The organism is Nocardiopsis sp. RV163 (assembly GCF_001029525.1).
Lineage (GTDB): Bacteria > Actinomycetota > Actinomycetes > Streptosporangiales > Streptosporangiaceae > Nocardiopsis > Nocardiopsis dassonvillei.
The window spans coordinates 1-7,916 of record NZ_LEKI01000209.1 but is presented as its reverse complement, the minus strand read 5'-3'; the positions used below and the strand labels follow the sequence as shown (position 1 = coordinate 7,916).

Genomic DNA, 7,916 nt, shown 5'->3' with positions numbered 1-7,916 from the left:
CTCCTACCGCGGTGGGAGCGCGTTTCCCCTACCCCGGCACGATGCCCTCCCCGGTCCCGGTGCCGGAGGCTCCTCGGTGGAAGGAGTTCCATGGACCACATCATCACCACCCACCACCTGACGAAGGCCTACGGTGCGCGGACGGTCGTCGACGACCTCGACCTGCGGGTGCCGCCTGGCTGCGTCTACGGCTTCCTGGGCCCCAACGGCTCGGGCAAGTCCACCACCATGAGGATGCTGCTGTCGCTGGCCCGGCCCACCCGGGGCGAGGTCACCGTCTTCGGACAGCCGATGAACCGCGACACGCGCCCCGCGCTGCTGCGGGAGATCGGCTCCCTGATCGAGGCGCCTCCCGGCTACGCGCACCTGACCGGGCGGGAGAACATGGCGATCGTCCAGCGGATGCTCGGACTCAGCGACCGGCAGGTCTCCCGCGCGGTCGCCACCGTGCGCCTCCAGGAGCACATGGGCAAGCTCGTCCGCGCGTACTCGCTGGGGATGAAGCAGCGCCTGGGCATCGCGATGGCCCTGGCGCGGGAGCCGCGCCTGCTCGTCCTCGACGAGCCCACCAACGGCCTGGACCCCGCGGGCATCGAGGAGATCCGCGGACTGCTGGTGACGCTGGCCGGAGAGGGCGTCACGGTCATGGTCTCCAGCCACCTGCTCGACGAGATCGACAGGATGGCCTCGGTGCTGGGCATCCTGGGCAGCGGAAAGCTGGTCTTCCAGGGCACCCGGACCGAGCTGTTCCACCGCAGCGTGCCGGACCTGCTCGTGGACACCCCCGAACCCGACCGCGCCCTGGCCCTGGGCATCCCCGCCGTGCGCGCGGAGCGGGGCGTGCGCCTGTCCGGGTTCGGCGACGAGGACACCGCCGCGCTCGTGCGGCGGCTGGTCGCCGAGGACGTGCCGGTCCACGGGGTGCGGCGCGTCCAGCAGTCCCTGGAGGAGGTCTTCATGGACCTCACCGGCCGTGAGGGGCTGCTGTGATCCTGACCGCGGTGAAACTGGAACTGCGCAAGGCGCGCGGGCTCCGGGTCGTGCTGGTCTGCGCGGTCATGGTGGCCGCCGTCGTGGGGCTGTCATGCATGAACCTGATGTCGGACTCCGTGCGGGAGGGCTTCGGCGACCCGGCCGCCCAGCCGTGGGAGGGCCTGCTCATGAGCTACGTCATGATCGCGGCCATGACCTCACCCCTCCTGGTCTCGGTACTGGCCAGCAGGCAGGTGGACATCGAGCACCAGGGCCGGGGCTGGACGCTGTCGCAGGTGGCCGGGTTCGGTCCGGGTCTGCTGTGCCGGGCCAAGGTCGTGGTGCTGGGCCCGCTGCTGGCGGCCGCGGTGGCCGTCCAGACCGCACTGGTCCTCACCGCGGGCCTGGCGGCGGGGATCACCGTGGAGCCGCGCGTCGGGATGTGGGTCCAGTACGCCGTCGGGCTGCTCCTGGTGAACCTGGCGATGCTGTGCCTGCACGTGCTGCTGGCCGCCCTGGTGGAGAACCAGCTCGTGGGCACGGCGCTCGGGCTGCTCGGCTCGTTCTGCGGGGTGTTCACCCTGCTGATGCCCCCGGCCCTGGCGCGCGTGCTGCCCTGGGGCTACTACGCGGTCGTCTCCCCGCTGGGGACGGGTGAGGACGGCTTCGTCGCGATCACGCCCGGATACGGCTGGCTGGCCGGGTTCCTGGTGCTCGTGGCCGCCCTGTTCGCCGTGGTCGGCCAGCGCTTCGACCGGACGGAGGCGTGATGGGGACGGTCCTCGCCGAACTCGCCAAACTGCGCCGCTCGGCCCTGTGGATCGTGGCCGTGGCACTGCCGCTGCTCGCGGTCATCACGGGGACGGTGAACTACGGCGCCAACGAGGAGGCGCTCTCCGCCGGGTGGGCGTCCTACTGGTCCCAGGTGGTGCTCTTCTACGGCATGGTGTTCATGTCGATGGGGATCGCGGTGGCGGGGTCGGCCGCGTGGCGCATGGAGCACCGGGGCCACAACTGGAACCTGTTGATGGCCGCCCCCGCGCGGGCGTTCTCGGTCGTCGGCGCCAAGCTCGTCTCGCTCGCCCTGGTGGTCGTGACGATGCAGTCCGTGCTGCTCGGGCTGGTGGTGCTGAGCGGGAAGCTCGTCCTGGGCCTGGACGGCTGGCTGCCCTGGCACAGCGCGGCCGCCGCCCTGCTGGGCGTCGTCGCCGCGCTGCCGGTGGCCGCGTTGCAGTCCCTGCTGTCGATGCTGGTCCGCTCCTTCGCCGCGCCCGTCGCCCTGGGCCTCCTGGGCTGCGTCGCCGGGGTCGGCCTCCTCTACTCCGGGGAGGGCGGAGCGGTCTCCTACCTCCTGCCGCAGTCACTGGTCACCACGTCGCTCAGCCTGGGCAGCACGGCCGTCTCCGACGCGGGGTCACTCGACCTGCCGACGGCGGTCTCCGTCGTGCTCGCGGCGGCGGCGACCACCCTCGTGCTGTGGGTGCTCGCCGCGACGGTGCTGAGCCGCCGGGACGTGCGCTGACCCCGTCGGCGCGAAGGCGACCGGCCGGGGACCCGGCTCCCGGCGCGGGGGACGCGCCGGGAGCCGGGCGGACCCTCCCCGCCCGCTACAGTCGGGGGTCGAGCGGGACCGGTTCGGCCTCCACCGCCCAGCCCAGGGGCTCGAACAGCGTCCGCGCGCGCTCGGCGCCGCCCCGGCAGGGAGCCGCGGGCATGCGCGGCTCCAGCGGGATCGGCGTGCGCGCCAGCTCGGGGCGCTGGTTGCAGTCCCCTCGGAGCGCGGAGCGCATGACCCGTCCCAGCGCCACCGTGAACAGCGACGACGTCGCGTAGGGGCGCTCGTTGACGTACTGGGCGAGCGCGAAGCCGGGTGTGCTCACCGACGTGCGTGTGCGCAGCAGCGCCCGAGCGTCGACGTCGGGCACCAGCGCGGCGGCGCAGCGCTGCTCGGCGGCCTCGGGGTAGAAGACGTGGGCGGTGCCGAAGGACTGCTCGAAGCCCTGCGCCCTGTCGGGGTGCTTGTGCAGCGGGAAGCCGAGGTCCGTCGCCGGGCTAGCCGTTGTCGTGATCGTCGGTAGCACCCGTGCGTCGTGGCCGGGCCCCCGCGGCCCTGGCGAGCGCTTTTCGGGTGCCGGGGCGCGTGCGCCCTCAGGAGCGGACGGCGGGAGCGGACCGGCCGCGGACGATCAGCGCGGCGGCGACCAGCGCGACCGCGAGGACGAGCGCGTTGGCGGCGACCAGGCTCCACGCGGACTCCAGCACGGGGTGCAGGAAGGAGCCCTGCGGCGTCCGGTCGGCCGCGCCGGGCCACAGGGTCCACACCACGACGGCCAGCAGCAGGTAGGCGGGGGCGCAGACCAGCGCCGTGGTCCCCGGACGGGGCAGGCGGGCGGCCAGGGCCAGCGGCCAGGCCATGACCGGGGCGAGGGGGAAGGGCAGGAGCAGCAGGGCCATCCCGGCGCCGATGTTGGCGTCGGGCGCCGTGTGGGCCGCGTCCATCGCGTGGGCGACGCCCCACCCGGCCAGGTGGGCCAGGGCGACCGCGGCGAGGGCCGCCGCCGAGGCCAGCAGGACCGTGCGCGGGACGGAGGCGGGGGCGGGAGAGCGGTGGTTCATGTCCCCAGGATGCCCGGTGCGCGCCGCCCGTGCCTGAGTAGCGGTACTCAGATCGCCGCCGGGCCCCGGGCTCCCCGGCCCGGGTCGACCCCGAGTTCGGCCATCGCGCGGATCAGTTCGGTGTGGGCGGGGCCGAAGAAGGACCAGGGCATGTCGCACCGCACGGTTCCCACGGCGGCCAGGTGCCAGTGCGCCGCCTGCGCCATCCCGGCCCGGTGGAAGGCCCACCCGAACAGGTGGTGGGCCTGGGCGTCGCGCGGGTGCGCGACCGCCCCGGCGACCCAACCGCGCGCGAGTTCGAACAGCTCCTGGACCGACTCCCCGTGCAGGCGCCCCAGGGCCATGTCCACGATGGAGGGCAGGTTGCCCTCGGCGATCAGGCGTTTCTGCTCCGTGCGCACGTGCTCGGCGTGGGCGAGGGCGAGCACGGACGGCAGGGGGCTGCCCTCGGGCGCGGTGTCGGCGGCGGCTCCGGCGAACGCGAACATCTCCTCGGCGCTGCCGCCCCGGGCGGCCGACAGGGTGCGGGTGCGGACCGCGTGGGCGGGGAACAGGTGGGGCGCGCGGGCGATGATCCCGCGCCAGGTACGGTCCTTCTCCTCCCGGTCCGCGCCCAGTCCCATCGCGGCGGTCTGGAGCCCGGACCAGGGCGCCGCGTCGTCGGGGCGCAGCCGCGCGGCGGCCTCCAGGGCCTCCACCGCCTCGTGCAGGGCGGCGGAGGCGGCCTTCTCGTCGGCCCTGGTTCCGCCGGAGGGCCGGAGCAGTGCGCGGGCCAGCAGCGTGTGGCCCAGCCAGAGCATGGTGTCGGCCCGGTCGGCACCGGCCTCCAGAAGTCCGACGATCTCCCCGGGCATGTCGGCGGCGGCCCTGGCCAGCGCCTCGACCCGCAGCACGCGGGTCTCGGGGTCCTCCCGGCTCTCCACGAGCAGGGAGGCGCCGGCTTCGAGGTCGCCCTCGCGGACGGCGTCGCACGCGGTCCTCAGGACCGGGTCGACCCCGAAGGCCTCCGGTACCAGGTGCGCCCCGATGTCGGCGCCCCGACGCGGCACCCTGGCTGGTTTGCGTACGAATCGCCACATGCGACCGAGCGTAGCGGGCCCGCGGACCCCGGGGCGTCGGGCCCGGGGCGACCTGGCCGGGGACGCGCGCCGCCGCCCCTGTCCAGCACCCGGACGCCGTTTCGGGGAGGGCGGTGCGGCACTTCCCACCGACAGATAATAAGGTAAGCCTTTCCTTAACCGCGCGTGCGGCTCGGGAGCCCGTACGGCTCCCCCGTCGTCCGCCGTGCGGCGCGGAGCGGCGCTTCGCGGCGAGTGGGAGGTGTGCGTACGTGGGCATGGGACGAGAGCGCGCGGCGGTCGGCCGCGGGAGGCGCCGGGCCGCCGCGGCGATGGTGCTGGCCGTCGCCGTGACCGGATGCGGGGCCGGCGCAGGGGAGGCCGGACAGCGGTCCTCCCCCGGCACCGACGGCTATCCCGTGACCGTCCAGACCCGGCACGGCGGCGTCACGGTCGAGGAGGGCCCGAGCCGTGTCCTGGCCCTGGGCTTCTCCGCGGCCGACCAGGCCCTCTCTCTGGGGGTGACGCCGGTCGCCGTCGCCGCCGACCCCCAGACCCTGGAGACCGCCACCCCCTGGCTGGCCGAGGAACTGGCCGGGATCGCCGACCCCGGCCTGGTCTCGGCCGACGGCGGGCCCAACATCGAAGCCATCGCCTCGGCGGAGCCCGACCTGATCCTGGCCGAGACCTACCAGATTCCGGACGCGGCCACGTTCGATCAGCTCAACGCCATCGCGCCGACGGTCGCCCCGGACTCTGACGCCCTCAACGTGGACTGGGACGAGCGCCTGCGCACCACCGCCAGGGCGCTGCGCAGGGAGGAGGAGGCCGGAGAGCTGATCACCGGCATCGGCGCGGCGTTCACCGAGGTCGGCGGGCGGGTGCCCGACATCGGTTCCAGGACCTACCAGTGGGTGCGCGCCGACCCGGGGCATTACGCCTTCGGCAACGGCTCGGTGCTCGAACTGTTCGGGCTGCGGCCGGCCGACAACCAGGACAACACCCAGACGGGCGACCCGCTGCCCCTGGAGCGCACCGAGGAACTCGACGCCGACGTGCTCATGGTGTGGGCCCCGACCGGGGAGGACCGCGACAGGCTGGCCGGGGACCCCCTCTTCCAGGGGCTGCCCGCGGTCGAGGCCTCGACCGTCTACCACGCCGACCTGGCCTTCGCCAACGCGCTGAACTCCCCAGCGCCCATCGGACTGGAGTGGCTCAGGGGCGAACTGGAGCCGGTCATCGACCAGCTCGCCTGAGGGCGTCGGGCGGCCGGTCCCCGGCCGTGCGGGGCGCGGGCGGCGCACCCGGGGGGCGCCGTCCGCGCCCCGCGCTCAGGGCCGCGTGATGTTGGCCTCCGGGACGATCTCCGGGGCGCCGTGCTGGATCGCGTCCGCCTCCTGGTCGGTGTCCTGCTCCTGCGCCGCGCGCTCGGCCTCGATCCCCTTGCGGTAGTACTCGACCTCCCGCCCGACCTGCTCCTCGCTCCAGTCCAGGGAACCGGCGAGCAGTTCGGCGGCCTCCTCGGCGGCGGCGATGCCCCGGTCCCAGGTCTCGAAGGAGATCCGGGTGCGCCGGGACAGGACGTCCTCCAGGTGCCGGGCGCCCTCGGCCTCGACCGCGTAGACGATCTCGGCGCGCAAGTAGTCCTCGGCGTGCGCGAGCGGTCGGCCGAGGTCGGGGCGCTCCCGGATCAGGTCGAGCAGGTCGTGGACCGAGGAGCCGTAGCGGCGCAGCAGGTGGGTGACACGGGAGACGTGCAGCCCCGAGTTCCGGGCCAGCCGGTGGCGCTGGTTGTACAGCGCCCAGTAGCCGTCCGCGCCCACCAGGGGCAGCCGGTCGGTGACCGAGGCCGGTATCCCGTTGCCCAGGCCGTGCGCGACCGCGTCCACCGCGTCCTTGGCCATCACGCGGTAGGTCGTGTACTTGCCCCCGGCGATGAGGACCAGGCCGGGCACGGGGTGGGCCACCGTGTGCTCGCGGGAGAGCTTGGAGGTCTCCTCCGACTCCCCCGTCAGCAGCGGGCGCAGGCCCGCGTACACGCCCTCGACGTCGTCGCGGCCCAGCGGCGTGCGCAGGACCTGGTTGATGTGGTCGAGGACGTAGTCGATGTCGGCCCGGCTCGCCGCGGGGTTCTCCTTGTCCAGGTCCCACGCGGTGTCGGTGGTGCCGATGATCCAGTGGCGGCCCCACGGGATGACGAACAGGACGCTCTTCTCGGTCCGCAGGATCATCCCGGAGGAGGCCTGGATACGGTCGCGCGGCACCACGAGGTGGATGCCCTTGGACGCGCTGACGTGGATCTGGCCCCGGCCGCCGACCATCTCCTGGATGTCGTCGGTCCACACCCCGGCGGCGTTGACCACCTGGCGGGCGCGGACGCGCCGCTCGCCGCCGCCTTCCAGGTCGGCGACGGTGGCGCCGACGACGTGCTCGCCCTCGCGCAGGAACCCGACCGCCTGGGCGCGGGAGGCGATCTTGGCCCCCAGTCCGGCGGCGGTGCGCAGCACGCTGGTGACCAGGCGGGCGTCGTCCACCTGGCAGTCCCAGTACTGGATGGCCCCGGCGAGGGCGCTGCGCTTGAGCGCGGGGAAGACCCGCAGCGCCCCGGACCTGGTCAGGTGGCGGTGCGTGGGCAGTCCGCGGTTGTTGCGCGAGCTCATGGCGAGGGCGTCGTAGAGGGTGACGCCCGCGCCGATGTAGGCGCGCTCCCAGTGGTGGGAGAAGGGGAACAGGAACGGCACCGGGCGGACCAGGTGCGGGGCGATGGTGGTGAGCAGCAGGCCGCGCTCGTGGAGCGCCTCGCGGACGAGCTCGAAGTCGAACTGCTCCAGGTAGCGCAGGCCGCCGTGGATGAGCTTGCTGGACCGGCTGGAGGTGCCCGACGCGAAGTCGCGCGCCTCCACCAGCGCCGTGGACAGCCCGCGCGAGACCGCGTCCAGTGCGATGCCCGCCCCGACGATGCCTCCCCCGACCACGAGGACGTCGAGTTCCTCGTCGGCCATCGACGCGAGCGCCTCGGCGCGCCCCTTCGGTCCCAGCCAGGTGGTAGTCATCGGTCTCCTCCGTCTCGATGGGTCTCCTCCCAGGCGCATACCCGCCCCGGGCCCCTGTCCATCCGGGAGGGCCCCAGGCTAACCGGGGGCGCTGATCACACCGGGTGTCCGGCACCGGCGTGTCCCGGCGAGTTCGGACGGGGCGGGTATGCGCCTGGGAGGAGACCCATCGAGACGGAGGAGACCGATGACTACCACCTGGCTGGGACCGAAGGGG

7 protein-coding genes and 1 pseudogene are annotated in these 7,916 nt (G+C 74.0%); 4 read left to right on the top strand and 4 right to left on the bottom strand.

Annotated features, from left to right (window positions below; all coding sequences use genetic code 11):
* Positions 1 to 90: 90 nt before the first annotated feature.
* Genes ABD54_RS24085 through ABD54_RS24075 form a run of 3 tightly spaced genes read left to right on the top strand, consistent with a single transcriptional unit; the run spans position 91 to position 2,494 of the window.
* A complete protein-coding gene (locus ABD54_RS24085) occupies positions 91 to 990 on the top strand; it encodes an ABC transporter ATP-binding protein (RefSeq protein ID WP_047871823.1) in 900 nt (299 codons plus the stop codon).
* Positions 987 to 1,742 (top strand): ABC transporter permease, encoded by a 756-nt coding sequence (locus ABD54_RS24080; RefSeq protein ID WP_047871822.1) that lies wholly within the window; start codon positions 987 to 989, stop codon positions 1,740 to 1,742. Before ABD54_RS24085 ends, ABD54_RS24080 begins: the two co-directional genes overlap by 4 nt.
* Positions 1,742 to 2,494, top strand: coding sequence for an ABC transporter permease (locus ABD54_RS24075; RefSeq protein ID WP_047871821.1), 753 nt, complete (start codon positions 1,742 to 1,744; stop codon positions 2,492 to 2,494). The genes ABD54_RS24080 and ABD54_RS24075 overlap by 1 nt, the downstream gene beginning before the upstream one ends.
* 88 nt (positions 2,495 to 2,582) lie before the next feature.
* Here the strand turns inward: ABD54_RS24075 and ABD54_RS24070 are convergent.
* The 3 genes and pseudogenes from ABD54_RS24070 to ABD54_RS24060 all read right to left on the bottom strand — a co-directional run.
* A pseudogene (locus tag ABD54_RS24070) lies at positions 2,583 to 3,053 on the bottom strand (3' terminal RNA ribose 2'-O-methyltransferase Hen1); the annotation flags it as partial.
* Positions 3,054 to 3,120: 67 nt separating this feature from the next.
* Positions 3,121 to 3,588, bottom strand: coding sequence for a hypothetical protein (locus ABD54_RS29425; RefSeq protein WP_047871819.1), 468 nt, complete (start codon positions 3,586 to 3,588; stop codon positions 3,121 to 3,123).
* 47 nt (positions 3,589 to 3,635) lie between these two features.
* Complete coding sequence (locus ABD54_RS24060) at positions 3,636 to 4,667, bottom strand: hypothetical protein (protein ID WP_047871818.1); 1,032 nt, start codon at positions 4,665 to 4,667, stop codon at positions 3,636 to 3,638.
* Between the two features lie 257 nt (positions 4,668 to 4,924).
* Here ABD54_RS24060 and ABD54_RS24055 point away from each other — a divergent pair, with 257 nt between their 5' ends.
* The gene (locus ABD54_RS24055; RefSeq protein WP_235432179.1) at positions 4,925 to 5,902 is read left to right on the top strand and encodes an ABC transporter substrate-binding protein; all 978 of its coding nucleotides are present in this window, start codon (positions 4,925 to 4,927) and stop codon (positions 5,900 to 5,902) included.
* A gap of 75 nt (positions 5,903 to 5,977) precedes the next feature.
* On the opposite strand, the gene glpD is transcribed toward ABD54_RS24055, so the two are convergent.
* The gene (gene glpD, locus ABD54_RS24050) at positions 5,978 to 7,699 is read right to left on the bottom strand and encodes a glycerol-3-phosphate dehydrogenase (RefSeq protein WP_047871817.1); all 1,722 of its coding nucleotides are present in this window, start codon (positions 7,697 to 7,699) and stop codon (positions 5,978 to 5,980) included.
* Between the last annotated feature and the right edge of the window lie 217 nt (positions 7,700 to 7,916).

Coding starts and splice junctions, on each gene's coding strand:
- ABD54_RS24075 (WP_047871821.1), top strand. CDS start 1,742: ATGGGGACGGTCCTCGCCGAACTCGCCAAACTGCGCCGCTCGGCCCTG.
- ABD54_RS24055 (WP_235432179.1), top strand. CDS start 4,925: ATGGGACGAGAGCGCGCGGCGGTCGGCCGCGGGAGGCGCCGGGCCGCC.
- ABD54_RS24085 (WP_047871823.1), top strand. CDS start 91: ATGGACCACATCATCACCACCCACCACCTGACGAAGGCCTACGGTGCG.
- ABD54_RS29425 (WP_047871819.1), bottom strand. CDS start 3,588: ATGAACCACCGCTCTCCCGCCCCCGCCTCCGTCCCGCGCACGGTCCTG.
- ABD54_RS24060 (WP_047871818.1), bottom strand. CDS start 4,667: ATGTGGCGATTCGTACGCAAACCAGCCAGGGTGCCGCGTCGGGGCGCC.
- glpD (WP_047871817.1), bottom strand. CDS start 7,699: ATGACTACCACCTGGCTGGGACCGAAGGGGCGCGCCGAGGCGCTCGCG.